At 41.6% G+C, this 22150-nt stretch carries 23 protein-coding genes; 7 read left to right on the forward strand and 16 right to left on the reverse strand.

The annotated features are described in order from the left end of the window. Window positions 1-16 precede the first annotated feature (16 nt). From PW220_RS05675 to PW220_RS05700, 6 genes are all read right to left on the reverse strand, one after another. Complete coding sequence (locus tag PW220_RS05675; RefSeq protein WP_248054081.1) at window positions 17-1024, reverse strand: YdcF family protein; 1008 nt, start codon at window positions 1022-1024, stop codon at window positions 17-19. Then, window positions 1021-1800, reverse strand: coding sequence for a ribonuclease HII (locus PW220_RS05680; RefSeq protein ID WP_248044858.1), 780 nt, complete (start codon window positions 1798-1800; stop codon window positions 1021-1023). Before PW220_RS05680 ends, PW220_RS05675 begins: the two co-directional genes overlap by 4 nt. Continuing rightward, the gene (gene ylqF, locus PW220_RS05685; RefSeq protein WP_248054080.1) at window positions 1787-2638 is read right to left on the reverse strand and encodes a ribosome biogenesis GTPase YlqF; all 852 of its coding nucleotides are present in this window, start codon (window positions 2636-2638) and stop codon (window positions 1787-1789) included. Before ylqF ends, PW220_RS05680 begins: the two co-directional genes overlap by 14 nt. A 201-nt stretch (window positions 2639-2839) precedes the next feature. Then, on the reverse strand, window positions 2840-3991 hold the full coding sequence (locus tag PW220_RS05690) for an iron-containing alcohol dehydrogenase (RefSeq protein ID WP_105117912.1): 1152 nt from the start codon (window positions 3989-3991) through the stop codon (window positions 2840-2842). Between the two features lie 169 nt (window positions 3992-4160). Further along, window positions 4161-4670, reverse strand: coding sequence for a hypothetical protein (locus PW220_RS05695; protein ID WP_316716099.1), 510 nt, complete (start codon window positions 4668-4670; stop codon window positions 4161-4163). Window positions 4671-4719: 49 nt separating this feature from the next. After that, window positions 4720-5193 carry a hypothetical protein gene (locus PW220_RS05700; RefSeq protein ID WP_248054078.1) on the reverse strand — a complete coding sequence of 158 codons (474 nt, stop codon included), beginning with the start codon at window positions 5191-5193 and terminating at the stop codon, window positions 4720-4722. Window positions 5194-5322: 129 nt separating this feature from the next. Between PW220_RS05700 and PW220_RS05705 the strand changes: the two genes are divergently transcribed. Further along, window positions 5323-6120 carry a helix-turn-helix domain-containing protein gene (locus tag PW220_RS05705; protein ID WP_248054077.1) on the forward strand — a complete coding sequence of 266 codons (798 nt, stop codon included), beginning with the start codon at window positions 5323-5325 and terminating at the stop codon, window positions 6118-6120. A 571-nt stretch (window positions 6121-6691) separates the two neighbouring features. On the opposite strand, the gene mutY is transcribed toward PW220_RS05705, so the two are convergent. From mutY to PW220_RS05745, 8 genes are all read right to left on the reverse strand, one after another. Further along, window positions 6692-7843, reverse strand: coding sequence for an A/G-specific adenine glycosylase (gene mutY, locus PW220_RS05710; protein ID WP_161941376.1), 1152 nt, complete (start codon window positions 7841-7843; stop codon window positions 6692-6694). 188 nt (window positions 7844-8031) lie between these two features. Further along, window positions 8032-9204, reverse strand: coding sequence for an IS110 family RNA-guided transposase (locus PW220_RS05715; protein ID WP_398582923.1), 1173 nt, complete (start codon window positions 9202-9204; stop codon window positions 8032-8034). Window positions 9205-9522: 318 nt separating this feature from the next. Then, a complete protein-coding gene (locus tag PW220_RS05720; RefSeq protein ID WP_248055212.1) occupies window positions 9523-11235 on the reverse strand; it encodes an ABC transporter ATP-binding protein in 1713 nt (570 codons plus the stop codon). Continuing rightward, on the reverse strand, window positions 11222-12958 hold the full coding sequence (locus tag PW220_RS05725; RefSeq protein ID WP_248055206.1) for an ABC transporter ATP-binding protein: 1737 nt from the start codon (window positions 12956-12958) through the stop codon (window positions 11222-11224). Before PW220_RS05725 ends, PW220_RS05720 begins: the two co-directional genes overlap by 14 nt. Before the next feature lie 4 nt (window positions 12959-12962). Next, entirely contained in the window at window positions 12963-13949 is a 987-nt protein-coding gene (pta, locus tag PW220_RS05730) for a phosphate acetyltransferase (RefSeq protein ID WP_105124856.1), read from the reverse strand. A gap of 19 nt (window positions 13950-13968) precedes the next feature. Next, window positions 13969-14862, reverse strand: a complete 894-nt coding sequence (locus PW220_RS05735) for an RluA family pseudouridine synthase (protein WP_248055205.1) — start codon at window positions 14860-14862, stop codon at window positions 13969-13971. After that, entirely contained in the window at window positions 14862-15680 is an 819-nt protein-coding gene (locus PW220_RS05740) for an NAD kinase (protein ID WP_105124854.1), read from the reverse strand. The genes PW220_RS05735 and PW220_RS05740 overlap by 1 nt, the downstream gene beginning before the upstream one ends. After that, window positions 15664-16335, reverse strand: a complete 672-nt coding sequence (locus PW220_RS05745) for a GTP diphosphokinase (RefSeq protein WP_105114800.1) — start codon at window positions 16333-16335, stop codon at window positions 15664-15666. The genes PW220_RS05740 and PW220_RS05745 overlap by 17 nt, the downstream gene beginning before the upstream one ends. An 86-nt stretch (window positions 16336-16421) precedes the next feature. On the opposite strand from PW220_RS05745, the gene PW220_RS05750 reads away from it, so the two are divergent. The 6 genes from PW220_RS05750 (at window position 16422) to PW220_RS05775 (ending at window position 20599) form a co-directional block, all read left to right on the forward strand. Next, window positions 16422-16997: a CYTH domain-containing protein gene (locus PW220_RS05750; RefSeq protein WP_105117922.1), complete on the forward strand. Its 576-nt coding sequence runs from the start codon at window positions 16422-16424 to the stop codon at window positions 16995-16997. Window positions 16998-17120: 123 nt separating this feature from the next. Further along, window positions 17121-18098 carry a ribose-phosphate diphosphokinase gene (locus PW220_RS05755; RefSeq protein ID WP_105117923.1) on the forward strand — a complete coding sequence of 326 codons (978 nt, stop codon included), beginning with the start codon at window positions 17121-17123 and terminating at the stop codon, window positions 18096-18098. A gap of 11 nt (window positions 18099-18109) precedes the next feature. Continuing rightward, entirely contained in the window at window positions 18110-19225 is a 1116-nt protein-coding gene (locus tag PW220_RS05760; protein WP_105117924.1) for a cysteine desulfurase family protein, read from the forward strand. Window position 19226: 1 nt separating this feature from the next. Next, window positions 19227-19571 carry a DUF1831 domain-containing protein gene (locus PW220_RS05765; RefSeq protein WP_105117925.1) on the forward strand — a complete coding sequence of 115 codons (345 nt, stop codon included), beginning with the start codon at window positions 19227-19229 and terminating at the stop codon, window positions 19569-19571. 2 nt (window positions 19572-19573) lie between these two features. Continuing rightward, window positions 19574-19777: a DUF4649 family protein gene (locus PW220_RS05770; RefSeq protein ID WP_248033663.1), complete on the forward strand. Its 204-nt coding sequence runs from the start codon at window positions 19574-19576 to the stop codon at window positions 19775-19777. Window positions 19778-19957: 180 nt separating this feature from the next. Beyond that, window positions 19958-20599 carry a redox-sensing transcriptional repressor Rex gene (locus PW220_RS05775; protein ID WP_105117927.1) on the forward strand — a complete coding sequence of 214 codons (642 nt, stop codon included), beginning with the start codon at window positions 19958-19960 and terminating at the stop codon, window positions 20597-20599. 42 nt (window positions 20600-20641) lie between these two features. On the opposite strand, the gene radC is transcribed toward PW220_RS05775, so the two are convergent. Together radC and PW220_RS05785 are read right to left on the reverse strand one after the other, a co-directional pair. After that, the gene (radC, locus tag PW220_RS05780) at window positions 20642-21322 is read right to left on the reverse strand and encodes a RadC family protein (protein WP_172049738.1); all 681 of its coding nucleotides are present in this window, start codon (window positions 21320-21322) and stop codon (window positions 20642-20644) included. A gap of 77 nt (window positions 21323-21399) precedes the next feature. Further along, window positions 21400-22149 (reverse strand): class A sortase, encoded by a 750-nt coding sequence (locus tag PW220_RS05785; RefSeq protein ID WP_105117929.1) that lies wholly within the window; start codon window positions 22147-22149, stop codon window positions 21400-21402. Between the last annotated feature and the right edge of the window lies 1 nt (window position 22150).

Here is a 22150-nt window from a genome sequence, read left to right on the forward strand (position 1 = left end):
CTAGAGGCTGTTTTTACTACATTAAACTAACTATCATACCAAGCAAGTAAAGGACTGACACGATTCCCAAAAATACCAAATGCGCCTTTCGGCTCATGACCACATAACCTACAAATTCACGAATGAAGGCATTAAGGCTAAAGTAAAATTTGGTTTTGGCGCCATAGCCGATACACTTGATTTTCAATTGTCGGGCCAATAGCAGAGCTCTGAAAACGTGATAGTAATTGGTTACAAGGGCAAATCGGCTGCCTGGTTTCATCAAGGCATAGGAGAATTTCAAATTTTCTTCTGTATTGGTCGATTGGTTTTCAATAATGATATCTCCCGCAGGGATACCCTGTTCCATAGCATAATTTGCCATTGCCTGTCCTTCTGCTATGATTTCATCAGGACCTTGTCCGCCTGACATGATCAGCTTGCTGCCAGGATGTTTCTGGTAAACCGCTATGCCTTTATCAATCCGAGAAGCCAAAAGTGGCGTCACCTTGTCACCAATCAAACCAGCTCCAAGAACCACCACATAATCAAGCTTCCCAGGGAAAAGATTGACCAAGTTGACAAAGCTAGATGTCGTATAAAGCATACTGATGATAATGGCATAGGACACTAAAAATCCAACATAGACAAACACTATATTGAAAAAACTGATAGCAGAAAGGGTGCTTGCTACAGACGGCGCGATAAAGAAATAGAAAGTTAAGCTGATAGCTAATCCTAACGATAAAAAGTTATGAAAACGGACACCTTCTCGCTTCAAAATCCGAAAACCGTTCAGATAGAGGGTAATCAGCAAGACAAATGGACCACTCAAGAAGGCTAGAGCCAATACCATTGCCAGAGCGATTGCCAACAACCGCAAGATTTCATTCGTTTCTAAAATACCTGTTGAAACAATCCAAGCCAAAGCCCAGACGAGGATGTTCAAGACAAAAAGAGAGATAAAAATCGACCGTCGCTCCCGGAAATAAAGAAGAGCAAACAATCCTACGGAAGCTAATAAAAGCCAGAAAAAGACTGTCACGACGATTTCCCTCCTGCTAGCATGGACTTAATAGGCTCAAAGGTCTTACGGTGAATAGGCGTAATTCCTTGCTTGTTCAAGCCTTCCAAATGCTCTGCTGTTCCATAACCTGCGTTTTTAGCAAAACCATAGCCAGAAAACTCCTTGTCATAGTCCGCCATCATCTTGTCCCGCGTCACCTTGGCAACGATTGAGGCTGCTGCGATAGACAGGCTATTGGCATCTCCCTTGATGATGGAAGTTTGCGAAATAGGCGTATCCAGCTTCATGGCATCGATGAGCAGGTGGTCAGGTTTCTGGCTTAATTTCCCCAAAGCCTCCAACATGGCTAACTTGGTCGCCTCGTAGATGTTGACCTGGTCGATAACAGCAGCATCTTTTATTCCCACACCGACTGCCACCGCTCGCTCCATGACCTCTTGGTAAATGGCCTCGTGCTTGGACTTAGGGATTTTTTTGGAGTCGTTGAGGTAGCGGATTTTACAACCCTTGGGCAAGATGACCGCCGCTGCCACCACAGGACCTGCTAGAGGCCCCCGACCGACTTCGTCGATTCCAGCGATAAACTCCATCCCATTTTCATAAAGGGCTTTTTCGTAACATAGCATAGCTTCTAAGCGGGCATCTTCTGCCGCTTCTTTTTCCAGCTCCTTTTGGCGTTTCTTGATGGCGGTCTGGACCCCTGCTCGCTCATCCTGAGATAGTTGGTCCCAGACTGGACTGTCCAGACTGTCTACCTGAGCCAGCAGAGCAGTCACTTCCTTAATCGTTGCCATCTAAGTCACTCACCCTGTCTAATGTATAAGTGCCCAAGCGACCGTCCCGAACCTCCTTGACAAAGAGATTGTAAAAACGGTCATAATCATCACGGAAACCTAGTTTTCTTGTCCAGTCCATGATGAGTTCAGGCGTTTCCTGCTCCAAATCCATACCCTTAAACCGCTCTTCTAGGCGTTCTGGATAGTTTGCCTTGAAATAGTCCAGACCAAAAATGGTCACTTCATCCATTGGCAAGAGTTGGTCCTTGATAGCCCCAGTCAGAGCCAACTTGAGACCGACTTCTTGGTCTTCAAACTTAGGCCAGAGAATCCCTGGTGTATCAAGGATTTCGAGGTCTTTGTTGGACTTGAGCCACTGTTGGCCTTTGGTTACACCTGGTTTGTTACCGACAACGGCAATCTTCTTCCCAGCCAGACGGTTCATGAGGGTGGATTTGCCTGCATTTGGAATACCGATAATCATGGTCCGCAAGGTTTCTTTTTGAATACCTCTCTCTCGGAGGCGTTCAATCTTGTCTTTCATCAGACTCTTGGCTGCGTCGGTCACCTTTTTCACCGTCGCTTGTTCCTTTGAGTTGATTGCAAGGGTGCGAATTCCTTGACCTTCAAAGTAGCTCTGCCATTCTTTTGTACGAACAGGGTCTGCCAAATCAACCTTATTTAAAATCATAAGCTTGGGCTTATCACCAACAATTTTGGTCAACATGGGGTTTTGGCTGGATAGGGGCAGACGGGCATCGACTAAAATAGTCACGAAATCAACGTGCTTGATGTTCTCCTGTACCTGTCGACGAGCCTTGGACATGTGGCCCGGAAACCATTGAATAATTGCCATGTAAAACCTCCTTTGTATTACTTCATTGAAAAAAGCCGTCAAACGGCTTGTTTTGTCCTATTATAGCAAAATTAAGACAGTTTGTCATATTCATTGATAAATGAATATGAATAGTTGCTTATTAGGGGAACAAAAATAAAAATACCTACAATCTTCGTTTACATACTTAATTGTAGGTATTTAAATTCTAAAATCTATTGGTTAAAACAATTCTTTATAAAAAGCGATGGTTTCTTCCAATGTTGGCATGAATGGGTTACCCGGTGCGCAGGCATCAATCAAGGCATTCTTAGATAGGTATTCAAAGTCAAACTCTTCTTCCTTGATGTCCAACTCTGTCAATTTCTTAGGAATACCAACTTTAGCCGACAATTCTTCAATTTGTGCAATAGCGTAGTCTGCACATTCCTCATCAGATTTACCTGCAATATCAAGTCCCAGTGCTTTAGCAACATCACGGAAGGCTGCAGGCACACGTTTGGCATTCTCACGTTCGATGATTGGCAAAATCATAGCGCAGCAAACACCATGCGGCAGGTCATAAACAGCACCCAACTGGTGAGCCATTGAATGAACATAGCCTAAGCCAGCATTATTGAAACTCATACCTCCAAGGAAAATAGCATGAACCATAGCTTCTCGAGCTTCGATATCCTGTCCATTCTCAACTGCACGAGGTAAGTACTCTTTAATAAGCTCAATCGCACCCATAGAGAGTTTCTTAGTCACGCCATAAGCACCCGGTGTTACCAAAGCTTCAATAGCATGAGTTAGAGCATCCATACCTGTCGCTGCTGTCAGAGCCGCTGGTTTAGAGAGCATGAGTTCAGGGTCATTGACTGACATGACAGCCAAGCTATTTTTGTCTACCATAACCATTTTTACCTTACGTTCTTCATCGGTAATAACATAGTTAATGGTAATTTCAGCAGAGGTGCCCGCTGTTGTGTTGATAGCCACAACAGGCAAGCCAAGTTTTTCAGACTTATGCAAACCTTCATAGTCTTGTGGCTTACCACCATTGGTTGCCATAATAGAAATACAGCTTGCCGCATCTTGAGGGGATCCGCCACCAACTGAGATGATGAAATCACAGTCATTTTCTTGAAGAGTAGCTAGTCCATCATAAACATTTTTACAGGTTGGGTTTGGATCAACCTGACTGAATACTACATAGTTTACTCCTGCTTCATCCAGAGGCTTGGTTACCTTAGGAAGAATATCGCTAGTGCGGATAAATTCATCCGTTACAAGCAGAGCCTTCTTATAACCCAAATCCTTAACGTAACCACCGATTTCATTGACACAACCGCGACCAATCAAGTTGACCGCTGGGACGTAAAATGTTGCCATAGACAACCTCCTGTAAGATTTATAGTAGTTAATGACATTGTTTTCTTTATGTTATTATACTATAAACATCAGATATATTCAACTATTATGTGACGTTTTTAACAAAATAAAATGATATCTAAAACTCCTAATCTTGCTTGCAATCACATCAAATTTCATTCTGATTTACTCAGCTGGCAATTTGAAATATCCCTGTCCAGTTTGCAAAGGCTTCCTTACGCATTTTTTCAATTTCTACTCGGAAAGCTTGGACAAGACTGGCACGATTGAAGGATGGAGCTATTTTGTGTCTATCTGTCATCACTTTTTGAACTAGAATTTCTACCTCTTCCCCATCCCTAATTCCTATATTCCAAAGTTCTTGTAGAACACTTGTATGAAACTGTTTCTCGTATTCTTTCATAGCCTCAATAGTCCAGTAATATTCACTACTTTCATCTTTTAACCATTTCCAAACCAAATCAGCTTTCTTAGACTTTGGCTTTTCTACTTCACAGGCCTGACACAACAATAACTGGTTGGACATGCTTTCTACATGAAACCATTTCCCTGAAACAATCGGAACATTTTTTACTCCACAAGTGCTGTGGCAGCGCCAGCAAAAAGGATTTAATGTTTCAGTATTCTTTAAAATACCTAAGTCCAGCAATTGGTCCGACCAATATTCTACAACTGACAAGAGGTTTGTCGTTTTCTTATTCCAAATAAACATGTTCATATCTACCTTTCTACATTCTTTCCAGCATCTGGGCTTGAACTAAACTAGCTTGTATCATTGCTAATTCTACAAGACAAGCAAGATTGGTTAGGTCTGCATTTTCAAACATTCGGTGAGAGATAAATAACTTTGGTTGCAATCTCGTGAGCGGTTTTGCCCAGGCTTGAACACAGACATCAAACTGTTTGACCGACTGAAAATAAACTTGACTAACCAACATATAGGCTCGGCTATTTAACAAATAAGCATAATCCTGCATTAAATCACGACAAAATGAGGCTAGCCATACTGCTGCATACTTTTCTTCATCCTCTAGATAATGATTTAATAGCTGAAAAGTTAGCAGACTACCTCTGCTCATTTCAGGACTAACTACTTGAAACTTGCTTTCCTTGCTCATCAAGGGATGCAAATGGAAATGTTCTGCATAGACTTCCCATTCTCTGTAAATATCTGCCCAAGTAATCTCAAGATTATTTTTCATTTTTACACGCTCCAACTAGGATTTGATACCATCATAACACCATTTTTTATTTTTGTCAAACATGTTAAACAATATTTGTCAAAAAAATAGTCTTATGGTATAATATGTTAAACAAAGCGAGGTACAAGCATGATTTTGGGTGATATCTTAAAAGAATTTCGAACTAAAAACAAACTATCTATGGATAGGTTTGCAGAACTTTCTGGTTTAACAAAGGGATATATTTCTATGTTAGAAAAAAATCAGCATCCTAAAACAAAAAAAGCTCTTCTTCCTACCATGGAAACACTGGAGAAGGTTGCAAAAGGCATGAACATAGCTGTTTCTGATTTGGTTCAGAAACTTGATGACGACCAAGCTATAGCCCTGACGCTTACCCCTGCCCAATTTGGACAATTTAAACAATCTATTTCTCAGCAAGCGCAGTCCTTAGATCAAACACTGAAGGGTGAATTTCATGACAGGTGGATTGCTTTCGGGCAAGAACAAGTAGCAGCAATGCAAACCTCTAATTCTAAATCAGCAACTGTACTTCATCTAGATGACTACCGTGAACGAACGGAATTGGCTGTTCCTGGCAAGGTTTCAGCTGGTACTGGCTACTGGCAGGATACAGACTTTGACAACATGGTGTCCTTTTATATCGAAGATATCCCTGAAAATTATCAATATGATACAATTGCTCAGGTTGTCGGAGATTCCATGGCACCTAGTATTCAGGATGGGGACTACCTCTTTATTCGTCTGACGCCAGACATTCCTCTGAACTCAATTGGGATTTTCTCAGTTAATGGGGAAAATTTTGTTAAAAAATACAAGGGTTCTTACTTACAATCCCTCAACCCTGACTATGAGGATATTGATTTAAACCAGGAAGATGACATCCGTCCTATCGGTAGAGTAATTGATGTCTATAGTCAATCCTAACATATAGGAAAGCCAAACATAACAATAGCGAAAAGGAGGCCTTTCAGCCTCCCTTTTGTCTTTTAAATTGGAAAAGTCCATTACCAAAGTTACACGACAATTAGTTAATGATTAAGTAATTATTCTGCTACCCTTATGTCTTTGATTGTCCTCTTATTTTGTTGTCTAAGTGTGGAGATTGCTTATTATGATGAAAATCACTAGAGGTTTTCTGATTTTCTTGGTTGCTAGCCAAGGATCTACCTTGACCATACAGTATTTACGACACGAATAAGGATTAGCCTACTTTTGATTGAACTGGGTAGCAAGGCTAAGTGTGAGTGAATGCTAAGCATTTTGCCAACAGATGCCTTCAGGCACCAAAGTAGGGATAACGGACTTTTCCCCTATTAGCCATCGTCCTTTGGAGAAAATGGCTAGTAGTTAGCTTGATTAAATGAACGCTTGAATACTCCTTTCAACCAAAATAGATGGCGTTCAACATCTCATCTTCATTATCTGATTTCTTCTAAGAATAGTATACCACTTTTAGAAAACGCTATCAAACAATTATGTGCTCGAATGTTATTTTTTATTGCTCCATTTTTTTAACATATGCTTCCCACATCTTCTGCTGGGGTTTGGCAAAGGGATAGATAGGAAAGTCTTCTACGGAAACCCATTTTAATTCTTTGGTTCCTAGAAGTTTGGTTGTTTCTGCAACTCCTTCGACCAATTCTATCTGCCATTTGCGGTGACTGAAAATGTGCTGAACGGTATCAAATTCTTGCTTCTGCCAATCAACAGCCATATCATAATATTCTGTAAAGCTCTGTCGTATATCTAGCTGAACAACTTCTTCTGCAACTTCAAAGAGCGAAACTTGTTTGTCAACGACTGCCCCTTTTTCCAAAAGCGGAAAGGACCAAAAACCTGATAAGAGTCCCGCTTCATTATTTTTTTCCAATAAAAATTGATTATCTTTATTGCGGATAATAAAGCCTTGATAGGCAACTGGAACTGGCTTTTTCTTTGGTGCTTTGATAGGGTATTTGTCCATGGTGCCATTTAAATAAGCTGCGCTAAAGTCTTTGACTGGACTGTCCTGGGGGCGTGGGTTGACTGGTGATTCTATATCAGAACCCAAATCCATCAGGGCTTGGTTGAAATCTCCGGGTCTATCTGGGTCAATCAAAATCTCCATCATGGCTTGAAAAATCTTGCGATTAGTCGGTAAGCCTATGTCATAATCCACTTCAAATAGACGACTGAGAACACGCATAACGTTGCCATCTACTGCTGGCTCTGGCAAATTAAAGGCTATACTTGAAATGGCTCCTGCAGTATAGGGGCCTATGCCTTTCAAACTGGAAATTTCCGCATGCGTGGTCGGAAATTGCCCTGCAAAGTCGTCCACCATTTGTTGAGCTGCCTGTTGCATATTGCGAACACGGGAATAATAACCCAGTCCTTCCCATAGTTTGAGAATGACCTCCTCTGGAGCTTTAGCCAAATCAGCAATAGTCGGCAAGTGATGAAGAAAACGTTCGTAGTAAGGAATAACAGTATCCACCCGTGTCTGTTGGAGCATGATTTCGGACACCCAAATTGCATACGGATCCCTGGTTCTTCTCCACGGTAAATCTCTTTTATTGGCATCATACCAGTCCAAAAGTGCCTTACGAAAAGCTTGAACCTTTTCTTTCGGCCACATATCAATTCCATATTCTTTCAAATCTAACATGAATCTAGTATAACACAAAGAAAAGGGAGTGAGAAAGAACTCATCTGATAAAAAGAGTTCGTCAACAAGTCCTTATTTCCAGTTGTTGATACGAACTCTGAGAAATGGCGTTGGACTTTATACGAAAACTCAAAAGAATGCAAAAACTCCCTCCCTATGATATAATCAAAGTGAAAAAATTTTTTATGTTAGGCTACTAGCTCGTCCCTAGTAGTCTTTTTCTGTGCTAAAAATTCAGGATACGTTATCTGCTCTTGTAAGAGGATATAAGCTATTTTTAATAATTGATGTGCGAGTGCAATTGTTGCTTTTTGTGAACCACGCCGACTTTGAATCTGATAAAATCGGTCTGCTAAAGGACTTCCTTTTTGTTTTTTGACAGCAAAAGCGGCTTGGCATAAACATTTCTTCAAATAAGAATTTCCGTGTCGAATCTTAGTACTTCGTTTTTTACCAGCACTCTCATTATTACCTGGACAAAGTCCAGCCCAAGAAGCTAAATGTCCAGCAGTGGGAAACTGACTCATGTCAACACCAACCTCAGAAATGATAACAGAAGCTGTAATGACATCAATGCCTGGGATGGAATCCAATATTTCTACATGGTTTTCATATTGTGATAGATAAACATTAATTCGCTCTTCCAACAACTCAATCTGCTTCTGATAAAAATCATAAATCTCTAAGGATTGCTTTAACATGAAGCGATGATGGTCAGAAAAATAGCCATCCAAGGCTTCCAGAAGCTGCGGCACTTTCTTCTTCAAGCTGGTGTAAACTGATTGATGGACAATGCGAGGTGTGATAGGCGTCCCATCAACCAGTAGCTGAAGGAGATTGCGACCAGATAGTCCCATTATATCTTCGATATAGGTTGTTAGCTTGATACCACCTGATTGAAGAATTTTATGGATACGGTTTGTTTCTCGATTGCGACTTTCCACATAATGTTTTCGTTGTCTGGTCAACTCCCTCAATTCTTGAATGGTTTCATCGGGAACGAAACTCCGAGGAAGCAGACCAATTCGTGTTAATTTGGCAATCCAGTGAGCATCCTTCTTGTCGGTTTTCTGACCTGGAATAACCTTCATGTGGGCTGGTTGAGCGAGTATCAACTTGAAGTCATCACATAGAGCATGCCAGACAGGTCGCCAATAAACACCTGTACTTTCCATACCAACAGCTTCCACATGAAATTGACTGAGAAAATCGTGGCAAGCACGTAGGCCTTTAGTCGTTGTATCAAACGTAGCCATCTCACGCTTTGGACGAGTTGAGGTGAGTGGTCCGTGTAGGATACAGACAACGATATTGGCTTGATGGACATCAATACCTGCACAAGATTGATAGAGAACATCCATGATAATTCCCTCCTTCTAAAAATTAGAGAGCTTATCTACCGAATTTTTGTCGTATTTTTATACTCATGCCTATCGCATATTTTGGGGTGCTCGTCAGTAGAGTGGATCAGTTTTGCCCTCGATTATTAGAATCATTAAGTCGTCAACCACAAAGCCCTCACTAAGATTATACACCTAGTGAGGGCTTTATGTTCGTTTTCATTATTCTGTGGGTGAGGGCGGAGCCATCATGGATGTATTGCCCAGCCTCATAAATATATCAACTAAGGATCCTATATTTGTTAATCAAACTAGATAAGGCTTTCCATACTCATCTTTCTAGCTATTTTGCATTTGGTAATAGATACCTTTTTTAGCCATTAAATCATCATGATTTCCTTGCTCAACAATTTTTCCAGCCACCATAACTAAAATCAAGTCAGCTGATTGAATGGTTGACAATCGGTGGGCAATGATGAAGCTGGTCCGCCCTTCCATCAACTTGCCAAAGGCTTCTTGTACCAAGAGTTCCGTCCGTGTATCAATGGATGAGGTTGCTTCATCTAATATCAGGATTTTAGGGATTTTAACAAAGACACGCGCTATGGACAAGAGCTGACGTTGGCCTTGTGATAAAGAAGCTCCACCATCTGATAGTACAGTATCGTACCCTTCTGGCAACTGTCGAATAAAGAAGTCTGCATTGGCTGCCCTAGCCGCTTCAACGACCAATTCCCTTGTGGCATTGGGATAGCCGTAGGCAATATTATCATGAATGGTGCCAGATTTGATCCAGGTTTCCTGTAAAACCATGCCAATCTGCCTACGAAGGTCCTCACGGCTATACTGACTAATGGGAACCCCATCTAACACAATCTGACCAGCCGTCACATCATAAAAACGCATGAGAAGGTTAATCATAGTTGATTTCCCAGCTCCTGTTGGTCCAACAATGGCAATTTTTTGACCGGATTTGACATCAATATTCAGGTCTTCAATCAAAGATTGCTCATCTCTATAAGTGAAAGACACATTTTCAAAGGAAATAGCTCCCTTTAACTCCTCTGAATCGATTTTCCGCTCTGCCTGATCGTCAATACTAGCTTGAGCCAAGATAACAAACAGCCTGTCTGCACAAGCTAAAGCGCTTTGCAATTCCGAAAGGACCGAAGAAATATCATTAAAGGGCTTACTGTACTGACTAGCATAATTGAGAAAAGTTGTCAGCGAGCCAACGGTAAAATTGCCAGCCATAATCCTCATGGCCCCCAGACCAGCTAGCAAGGCATAGATGAGTGCATTGACAAAGCGGGTACTTGGATTGACCGTTGATGAGGAAAAAATGGCTTTTTGAGAATAGGTCGCATACTGGTCATTGACTGCTTGAAAATGCGCTGTAAATTGCTCCTGAGCATTGAAAGACTGAATCAAGGTCAACTGACTGATGGATTCCTCAAGCAACTGGGACTGTTGACCACGCGCCTGAGTTTGCTTTCTATAATAACCATAGGACTTCTTGGCGATATAGCGTGCTATAATCAGCGAAAGCGGGGTCAAGGCTACGACGACCAACATCATGGTCATATCTAGCCTAGCCATTGTAAAAATGGTTAGGAATATGGTTAACAGACCAATGAAAAATTGGTTAAAAATCATTAGCAAGCCATTGGTCAACTGCTCACTATCACTAGAAAAACGAGCGACCAAGTCACCAACAGACTGACGGTCTAAATAAGATAAGGGCAGCTGATGCAACTTGATATAGACCTGCTCACGCAAATCTGCAACCATACCATAGACCAAACGATTGGTTTCAAGGGGGAGATAGGATTGCACCAAGGTATTGAGTACGATAACAAGACCCATTTTCCCCAGTAAAACAAGCAAAATCTGCCTATCTGCTAGCAACACCGCATCAACAGCTTGACCAATCAATATTGGTAGATAGACTGTTAACAAGACCTGTGCCAAGGTTCCCACCAGCATGAAACTTATTCTAAGAGGCTGCTTGCAAACCAATCGAATCAGTTGCTTAAAACTAGATTGCTTCATGGCTATCCTCCTCCCTATGTTGAGATTGGTCGATTTCTTGGTAAATAGCAGAGCTTCTCAGCAAATCTTCATGGCGACCAAGTCCAACTTGGTGACCTTGATCCAAAACTAAAATCTGATCTGCCCTACGCAAACTATTGGTTCTTTGTGACACCATAATCAAGGTCTGCTCAGGAAATTCTTGACGAATTGCTGCCAATAAGCGACTTTCCGTCAAATAATCCAGAGCGGATGTTGCATCATCCAAAATCAATATTGGAGCCTTCTGTAAAATAGCACGCGCAATGGTCAAGCGTTGTCTTTGTCCGCCAGAAAAATTCTTCCCAAAGGCTTCTACAGGACTATCCAGACCACCTTTTTCCTCAACGAAAGATTTAGCCTGTGCAATTTCCAATGCAGACCACAAGTCGCTATCCGCCACAGTGTCTAAGCCCAATGAGAGATTGGAACGAATGGTTCCGGCGAAGAGTTGAGCCTCTTGAGGAACTATCGCTATTTGTTGCCGCCAAGTTTTCAAATTCCGAGGACTTTTCCCGTCAATAGAGTGAGAAAGCTGTTGTATCGGTAAGGAATAAAGTGCTTGTAACAAATCCACCAAGGTCGATTTACCAGAACCTGTACCACCAATTATTCCCATAAACTGTCCCTTAGGCAGTTCAAAGGTTATATCCAATAGGACCTTCTCTGCAGATTTTGGGTAAGCAAAAGAAAGATGGTTGACAGAAAAAATCAGCTCTTTATCCTTACTAAGTCCTTCTGGCAAATCAGCTTCCACATCCTCAGATTCTTGTTCAAAAACCTCTTGGATACGCTGGGCTGAAATATAGGTCTGATTAAGGGTAGAAACAACCATAATCATCTTAACCAGCTCAACCAGAATTTGCAAAAGATAGTTGATGAGGGCAACCAACATCCCTTGTTCAAGTAAGTTTTGTGAAACTGCACCATTTCCCTGCCAGATGAGAATGAGCAAGGTGGTATTAACAATAAGAAAAGTCAGGGGAGATAGGAGGCTAGACCAAAAACCAGCCTGCAACTGGTGTTTCTTGTAGGTCTGATTGATGCCCTGGAAAGTCTTGATCTCACGCGCTTTTTGTCCGAATGCACGAATAACCCTCCAACCCATAACCGTATCTCCTACCTGCCCTACCAGACTATCTACATCCTTGCGGATGGATTGATACATGCGGCTAGTAATAATGGAAATTCCTGTCACTATGATAAGTAAGAGGATAATCATTCCTAGAAAATAGACAGACAAACTAGGACTAATGTAGAAGGCCATCATCAGCGAACCAAATACAACAATCGGCGCCCGTAAAAATAAGCGTAAAAATGTATTGATGCCTGTCTGAATTTGCAAGGTATCACTGGTCAGTCTGGTCAATAGACTTGAAGACGAAAGAATATCCCGACTAGATTTTGGAAGCGAAAGAACCTTCTGGTACAAGTCATTGGTCAAAGCTTTTGTCACTCCAACTGCTGCCTTGGCCGAGAAATACTGGGCAGTAAGTGAAACGAGAATACCGACACAAGATAGACCGACCAATAATAAAAGCATGGCAACCAGGTCCCCCTGATTGCCATTTGGAATGATTGTATCAACAATGAAAGCGATAATTAAAGGGACTAGGAGCTCAAAACTAGCTTCTAATAGTTTAAAAACCGGACCTAGAATCGCTTCCTTCTGATAGGGTTTAAAATATCTAAAAAATCTTTTCATCCGTTTATTCAGCAGCAATTGCTTGTGCAGCTGTGATGATACCAAGCTTGTAAACATCTTCTGAACTGCATCCACGTGAAAGATCGTTCACAGGCTTATTCAAACCTTGCAAGACCGGACCTACCGCTTCGTAACCACCAAGACGCTCAACTACTTTGTAAGTAATGTTGCCTGCTTCAATAGCTGGGAAGACAAAGACATTGGCTTGACCTGCTACTGGACTTCCAGGTGCTTTCAAACGTGCTGTATCAGGAACCAAGGCAGCATCCATCTGCAGTTCACCGTCAATCAAGAGGTCCGGACGAAGTTCTTGAGCCAAGCGAGTTGCTTCTACAACCTTGTCAACGCGCGGACCTGAACCTGAACCTTTTGTTGAGTATGAAATCATAGCTACTTTTGGATCGATACCAAATGTTTTAGCAGTTTCTGCTGATTGGATTGCAATCTCTGCCAAGGTTTCTGCATCTGGTTCAATGTTGATTGCACAGTCACCAAAGACAAACTTGTGCTGGTCTTTAACCATCAAGAAGACACCTGAAGTACGTTTTACACCTGGTTTTGTCTTAATAATTTGAAGGGCAGGACGTACAGTATCTGCTGTTGAGTGGATAGCACCTGACACCATACCTTCTGCTAATCCCATTTGCACCAACATAACACCAAAGTAGTTGACATCACGCAAAATTTCATCTGCCTGCGCCTCATCAACCTTGCCTTTACGAAGAGTAACAAATTCATGTTTCATGGCATCAAAGTTTCCGTAGTTATTAGGGTCAATAACTGTGATACCAGGGTTTGAGAAACCAAAATCTGTCAACAAAGTATGGACAGCTTCCGGCACACCGAGGATAATTGGCTCTACCAAACCTTCAAATTTCAAACGAGCTGCCGCACGCACAACGCGCTCATCTGTACCTTCTGGGAAAACGATACGTAGTCTTTTACCTACGATTTTTTGCTTCATTTCACCAAATAAATTCCGAATTTCCATCTAAATTCTCCTTAAAATTTTATTTATTAGTTAACATTTTGATAACAGCCTGAAAATCGTCTGGAAGACCTGCTTCCAAGTCAATCCTTTGGGCTGAGAAAGGATTGTCAAAGGCCAAGTTGTGACAATGTAAGGCCTGACGTTGAATACCACATTCTAAACTGCCACCATACATATCATCTCCCAATAAAGGAAATCCAATATGTGAAAAATGAACACGAATCTGGTGGGTTCGACCTGTGTGCAACTGAATATCCACTAGATGAATATTGCCCCAAGATTGAACAAGTCGATAGGAAGTATGGGCATATTTACCCGTCTTGGTCACACAGCGTGTGATAATACTATCTTCTGGACGACCAATTGGAGCAATGATATCCCCCTCAGCTTCCAAAACACCATCTCCCTTAACCAGAGCATAATAGCGTTTGTGAATGAGCTTGGCCTGCAACTGCTTGTCCAGTCGAGCATGGGCATAACCATGCTTGGCAAAGAGCATGACCCCCGATGTATCCCTATCCAAGCGCGTGACAATATGAACCTGTTTGTTTTCATAAGCTTGATCGACCAGATAGCCCTTGACAAAATTGGCAATGGTAGAAGAATGGAGTGCTGAGGGTATCGAAGCATATCCAACTGGCTTATTGATAGCAAGAAAGTGGTCATCTTCATAGATAATATCCAGCGGAAAAGAAATCGGTTTCAAACTTCCGGTCAAATCCTCCTCAGCTGGTATGTCAATTGTAACCCTATCTCCAATATCAAGCAAGTAAGTTGCATTGCGTTCTATATCATTAACCCAAATATTGCCACCTGTGTACTTGATTTTTGCCAACAAGCCCTTGGAAACACCATGTTTCTTCAGAAAGGTTTTAATCTTGGTATGCTGGTCAGCTATAAATTCAAACCGCATTACTCCACCTCTCCAATGAAGGCATCTTTGACCCGATTCCAGAAACTGGTGTGGCTAGGGGTAGCAAGAAAATGAATTTTATGCTGGTCAATCTGGTACTCTATCTTTTCGATATTATCATAAACATAGGTCTTGTTATCAACGGCAATAGAATAGCGGTCACTATGTTTGGGCTCAATGACTATCTTGTCTTTTTTGGGAACCACAATAGAAGAACCCAAGGTCCGATAAACGCGGTTATTTAGACTGGCTACTTCTGCAATCTGCAAGGCCTCAATGGTCGGATGCAAAACAGCACCACCTAAAGATTTATTGTAGGCCGTCGAACCAGTTGGAGTAGATACTGAGATGCCATCTCCCCTAAAGCGTTCAAACGGTACATTGTTGATAATGACATCCGCCACCATGGTTTTGGATAAACGCTTGATGGTCGCCTCATTCAGAGCACGCGCCTCCACAACCCGACCATCCAGTAGTTTGACCTTGACATTCAAAATGGGATAGGACACCCTTGCACCTGTATCTAATTTAAGGTTTTCAATCAGTTTATCTACTTCAAAGTCACGGTAATCCGTATAAAATCCTAGATGGCCTGTATGAATACCGACAAAACGCACACGGTCAATCAACTTTTCATACTTATGAAAGGCCGACAGGAGCATACCATCACCACCGATTGAAATCACAATATCAGGATTTTTAGGTGTCAGTATGAAATTTGCTTCTTTCAATTTTGTCCAAAGTTCTTTGGAAACTGCCTCACTCTTTGGATTTCGGCTAGCGAGCAGAGCGATTTTTTTTCTACCTGTATTCTTCATCTGTATCATCACTATTTCCGACACCGTCATTCAGCTTCCTATGTGCAGGATCGAATAAGGCCTGGGCCTCCTGAATGTCGTTACGGATTTTTCGCATCTCCTCATCTAATTCATAGGCAATCTTTGCTGTTACTTCCAAGCGTTTCTTGATTTCTTCAGGAAAATTTCCCTTATACTTATAGTTGAGGGAATGCTCAATAGTCGCCCAGAAGTTCATGGAAAGAGTACGGATTTGGATTTCTGCCAGTACCGTTTCATTGCCATTTATGGTGTCCACGGGGTATGAAATAACTACATGATAGGACCGGTAGCCAGAAGCCTTTCGGTAGTTAATATAATCCCTTTCGTGGACAATCTGCATATCCTTGCGCTTGCGTAAAATCGCCAAGACTTCCTCAATATCGTCCACAAATTGAACCATAATTCGAAGCCCAGCAATATCCTGCATATCTTGAGCAAGATTTTCTAACTTAATCTGTCGTAGGGCCATCTTTTCCTTAATGGATTCAATAGGCTTTACCCGACCAGTCACGAACTCTATAGGAGAGTGGCGATTGGCTTTCCGGTACTGCTTGCGAATACCACGCAGTTTGATTTTCAACTCACCTACTGTCTGGATATAGGGGTCTAAAAATTCTTCCCAGTTAAAGTCCATACTGCCCCTTTCTTGTCAAAATTTTTAAATTGTATTAGAATAACACAAAGACTATTCTATTATAACACATTGAAAGGGTTTACTGCATGAAAAACCACCTTGAAATTGAGTATAAAACCTTATTAACCAAATCCGAGTACCTACGCCTTCTCTCTGATTTTTCAGACGTAAGCCCTGTTCTTCAAACCAACCACTATATTGACACTCCTGATTTAGATATGAAGAACCACCGTTTTTCACTCCGTATACGGACTTTTAAGGAAATAGCAGAGCTGACCTTAAAAATTCCCCAGGAAATTGGCAATCAAGAGTACAATCAAGTTCTAGACATCCAGACTGCTCATCAGTTAATCGAAAACTTCCAACTGCCCGCAGGACACATTGCCGACATCATCTCAGCCACAGATGTTCCGATTGACAAACTGGCTGTCTGGGGGAGCCTGACTACCAAACGTCATGAAAAAGAAACCTCCATCGGACTTATGGCTCTAGATGAAAATGAATATGCCGGGCAAGTGGATTACGAACTGGAAGTTGAAGTAACTGATGCCCACCAAGGAAAAATTCTCTTTGAAGACTTTCTCAAGAAGAACTCCATCCAATTTAAATATGCCCGTAGTAAGGTTGCACGAACTGCTAGCCATCGAAAATCAGTCCAATAAGGCTGATTTTTTTACTTGAATACTGAAAAAATTTCTTTTTTTTGATAGAATAGAACCATCTATTGTAAAATTTTCTTTTATGTTTCTCATAAAAGCTTAGTGTGTAAAAGGAGTTACTTGAAAATGGGTCAACCACTCGGTGAAAATAACATTAAAATCTTCTCACTCAATAGCAATCGTGCCATCGCTGAAAAAATTGCCGCATCAGCTGGTCTTCCACTAGGAAAATTATCCTCACGCCAATTCTCAGACGGTGAAATCCAAATCAACATTGAAGAATCTGTCCGCGGTGTAGATGTTTATATCATCCAATCTACTAGCTACCCAGTCAACAACCACTTGTGGGAATTGCTGATTATGATTGATGCCTGCAAACGTGCAAGTGCAAACACTATTACTGCTGTTATGCCTTATTTTGGCTATGCTCGTCAGGACCGTACCGCATCTCCACGCGAACCAATCACTGCTAAACTTGTTGCCAATATGTTGGTCAAAGCAGGTGTTGACCGTGTCCTAACACTCGATTTACACGCTTCTCAAATTCAAGGTTTCTTTGATATTCCAGTTGATAATCTTCTTACAGAACCTCTTTTCGCGTCTTATTACATGGAAAAAGGACTCTGTGGTGAAGACGTTGTCATCGTTAGTCCAAAAAATTCTGGTATCAAACGTGCGCGTAATATCGCGGAATTCTTGAATGCTCCTATTGCTATTATCGACTACGCTCAAGATGATTCTGAGCGTTCAGAAGGTTACATCATCGGGGATGTTGCTGGTAAAAAAGCTATCTTGGTTGATGATATCCTAAATACTGGTCGGACCTTCTCACAAGCCTCAAAAATCGTTCAAGAGGGCGGAGCTACTGAAATTTACGCTGTTGCCAGCCATGGTCTGTTCGCGGGTAGTGCGGCGGAACTTCTGGACGCTTCTCCAATCAAAGAAATCCTTGTAACCGATTCAGTCGCAAGTAAGGAACAAGAGCCTAAAAATATCGCCTTCATCACTGCTAGTGACTTGATTGCTGATGCCATCCATCGTATTCAAGAACACCAACCACTTAGCCCACTCTTTAAGTTTACAAATCCTGAAAAAAATAACTAGGAGTACCTTATTTGATTTATTTAGATAATGCAGCCACCACTGCCCTATCTCCCACTGCTCTCCAACGGATGTTGGAAGTAGCGCAAGAAACCTATGGCAACCCTTCCAGTATTCACCAGGCTGGTCGCAAAGCCAACCAAATTTTACGCCAAGCCAGACAGGATATCGCCCAAGTTCTCGATGTCCCAGCAGATCATATCATTTTTACAGCTGGAGGGTCTGAGGCTGATAATTTGGCTATTCAGGGCTATGCCCTTGCCAATCAAGCCAAAGGCAAGCACCTGATTACTACTGCTATCGAGCACCATGCAGTTCTTCATACCATGCAGTATCTTGAGGAGCGTTTTGGATTTGAAGTAACCTATATTCAGCCGATCAATCATGTCATCACTGCCCAGCAAATCCAAGAAGCCCTACGCCCAGATACCATCTTGGTTAGCACCATGTTTGCCAACAATGAAACTGGTCAACTGCTTCCCATTAAAGAAATTGGTCAACTATTGGCCGACCATCAGGCAGTCTTCCATGTAGATGCTGTGCAGGCAATCGGAAAAATGGATGTGAAGCCCGCTGACTATGGGATTGATTTTCTAGCTGCTTCTGCCCATAAATTCCACGGACCAAAGGGAGTTGGTTTTCTATATAGTCGCTTGCAAGGATTTGACGCACTTATTCATGGAGGTAAGCAAGAGCGACAACACCGAGCAGGCACAGAGAACCTACCAGGAATAGCTGCCATGGCACTTGCCCTCAAGGAACAAATCCAGTTACTTGAGCTACATACAGCCCATATCGAAAGTTTGAAAGAACATCTCATTTCCGGACTAGATGGGGCTACATTTTATATCAATCAAGCTGGTTCCCATCTCCCTCATGTCATCAACATAGGTTTCCCAGACAAGCTCAATGAGCAAGTTCTGATGAGATTAGACCTGGCTGGAATTGCAGTTTCAAGTGGGTCAGCTTGTACTGCTGGCGTTGTTCAGAACAGTCATGTACTTGAAGCCATGTACGGAACAAATTCCCATCGGCTAAAAGAATCCATCCGTATCAGCCTATCTGAAACAAATACTCTAGAAGAGATTGATATTCTTCTTACAGAATTACAAAAAATCATTGGAGGATAAAATGGCCTTTCAACAATCAGTTAACCTAAAAGATTGCGCATTTACCTATCACATTAGCTCTAACATCAAAAAATACACCCTGAGAGATACCACTTTTGAACAAACAAAAGCAGGGCACTACCAACTCACGCGCCTCTTGGAAGAAGTTCCTAACTCAAATCAGGGTTTTCTTTTAAAGATTATTGTCAATAAAGAGTTGAACGGTTTTAAAATCAACATCACAGACAAATCTGGCTTGCACTTGGTCAATATCTTTAAAGAAAATGGAAACAAGGTCATCCAGGAAAAATTCTACTTCTTGATGGATAGCTTAGTGGACCGTGACCTATTTACCAAGGAAGGTTAAGCATGATTATTATTCACTATCAAGATGCTTACAAAATAGACAGAAAACAGGAATTTGACAATCTGGATGCAGCCAAACTGGCCTTCTCAGGTTGCCTCACTCTTCCTGATTACTATCCTGTAACCAAACTAACACGAGATGGTCACGAGTTAGATTATAAAGGAACCATTGGTGACCTCTACCGCTACTTTCAAACACTAGACTAGGCAAGATTTCATGCTTAGTCTTTTTCAATCCAATCTGTTGATTTTTTCACAATCTTGGACTAGAATAGAAGAAAGAATTGAAAATGAATGAAAAATTGGTAGGCCTATACTCAAGTAAAATAAGCATTAGACCAGTCAGCTAGTATAGTATTGTCGCCAACCATATTTAAGGAGGTCATTGTGAAAAACGAAAAAAAAGCAGATATCCCGCGCGCAACTGCCAAGCGCCTTTCGCTCTACTATCGTATCTTTAAACGCTTTTATGCCGGAAATATTGAAAAAGCTAGCTCCAAGGAAATTGCAGAAGCCATCGGTATCGACTCCGCAACCGTGCGCCGTGACTTCTCCTACTTCGGTGAACTAGGTCGCCGTGGCTTTGGCTACAATGTAAAAGAATTGATGGATTTCTTTGCGGAAATTCTCAATGACAATTCGATTACAAATGTTATGCTTGTCGGTGTCGGAAATATGGGCCGTGCCCTACTCCACTACCGCTTCCATGAGCGCAATAAAATGAAAATTGTCATGGCCTTTGAAGCGGATGACAATCCAGCGGTTGGAACCGTTGATGAAAATATTCCCATCCATGCTATTTCTGAAATCAAGGAACGTATTTTGGAAGCAGGTGCCCAAACAGCTATTCTGACTGTCCCAAGTATCAAGGCTCAAGAGGTAACCGATATATTAGTAGAAGCTGGTGTCAAAGGCATTCTCAGTTTCTCTCCGGTCAATTTATCGGTTCCCAAAGATGTAGTCGTTCAGTATGTTGACCTGACCAGCGAGTTGCAAACCCTTCTCTATTTCATGCGCAAGGGTGAATAATGAACAGAGGAACCGAATTCCCGGCTCCTCTCTTTTTATCCTCTAAAATAGCTCACTTTCTTCCCTAAAAGAATAATAATCCTTATTGCCTACAATCAAATGATCCAACAAGACCAGTCCTAGTGTTTCGCAGGACTTTTTTAAATTCTCGGTAAACAATAAATCGTTCCTACTTGGCTCAACGGATCCCGACGGATGATTATGAACAATGATAATGGATGTTGCCATGCATTTTACCGCGTAATGCAAGATCTCTCTTGGCTCAGCAATACTCCGGTTGACACTTCCTATAAAAATAGTCTTTTGGCAGATAATCTGATTTTGCGTATTGAGATAGAGGGCAACTAGATGTTCTTGTTTTTTATCTCCAAGTTCTTGGATCATCTTTCGACCCAATTTCTCACTGCCTAAAATTCGTTCATTCAATAATAGCTCCGACTGGTTAATCCGTTTTCCTAGCTCAATCATGGCCTTGATTTCAATCGCTTTAACACGACCGATGCCCGTCAAGCTCTGCAATTCTTCAATGGAGAGCTCCCTTAGGGCGGCCAGACTTTCCAAGCGATTGAGTAGATTATTGGACAGGATAGAAACAGGCTCATTTTTGGTTCCAGTTCGGATGAAAATAGCCAATAATTCCTGATTACTTAATTTTTCTGCCCCAACTTCTAACAATCTTTCTCGTGGCAAAAGTGCCTCTTCCTTAAAATCAATTTGGTACATAAAATCCTCCTCACTTATTTTATTCGTAAACAAGCAAGAAAATGAAAAAAGACTGAGAAAATTCTCAGTCTTAAACCTTACTGACCATAATCATATTGGTTATATGATTTGTTAAATGAATCAAGTATATCTTGTGAGGTTTCAGTATAAGGCGTTGTTGATTCTAGCACACCTTTTACGATAATCCGTGCAGTCGCATCATAGTCTGTACAAGTTACCAATGTTACTTCTGTACGTCCTTCTACATCATCAATGACATAGACACTCTCAGGTGTAACTGTCTGCACACTGTCAATCACATAAGTATAGACATTGGTCTTGTCAGTGATATAGATTTTCATACCATTCTGGGCCCTATCCAATGGAGAGAAGAGAACATCCGCCGCACCGGCTACACCAAAAATGTGGTGACTAGCCAAAGCATAATTCCCTTTCCCCATTTCCTGGGTTTCCTTCATGGTTCCAGCACCGTACATTAGAGATGTGTTCCCCACACCTTTGAAAATAGGTAAATTGATTCCAAGTTCTGGGATTGAAATACCACCAATTACTGGCAACCGTTGCGCTTCCCATTGGGCCGCCAATATGGCTTCCGTTGAAATTGCCTGAACCTGTTCAAAATCAAAAGTAGTTTCTGCCTCTTTGTTTTTTTCAATGTCCTCAGCAGTCACTTTTGAAATTTGGTATTTATTGGTATTCCATCCAATTATAAAATTACGGATAGAGGTGTTAAAGATGAGAGCTAGAGAAATCAAAACCAGCAGCAAAGCTAGAAGATTACGCCAAATCCCACTTTTTCCTTTTTTACTTTTAGCACGTTTTGACATA

Source organism: Streptococcus sp. 29892, assembly GCF_032594935.1.
GTDB classification, from domain to species: Bacteria; Bacillota; Bacilli; order Lactobacillales; family Streptococcaceae; genus Streptococcus; species Streptococcus hyiners.